Here is a 286-nt window from a genome sequence, read left to right on the forward strand (position 1 = left end):
AGCAGCGCAGGCCGCAAAAAGACCGCCCGTGCCAGCGCTGCTGGAGATGCCGGCATGGAAACCTTCGTCATGGAGAAGTTCAACGGTGGCGTCGTGCGTGACGATCTTGCAGGCGTCAACTCTCGCTTGCAGCAGGAGAGTGGCTATGAAATCGACGCAATTGGTTATTTGCGATCGCCACCGTCAAGCGCTTCTTCCGCGAGGCCGACCATATCCGCCTGCAGCCGGAGAACTCGACGATGGATCCCATCATCACCACGGACTGCTCCATTGCCGGCAAGGTGGT

The 286-nt window shown here is 59.4% G+C and carries 1 pseudogene; it reads left to right on the top strand.

The annotated features are described in order from the left end of the window. Positions 1–176: 176 nt before the first annotated feature. Positions 177–286 (top strand): annotated as a pseudogene (locus NE591_RS15740) (LexA family protein); the annotation flags it as partial.

It is taken from the genome of Adlercreutzia sp. DFI.6.23 (assembly GCF_024462535.1).
GTDB classification, from domain to species: Bacteria; Actinomycetota; Coriobacteriia; order Coriobacteriales; family Eggerthellaceae; genus Adlercreutzia; species Adlercreutzia rubneri.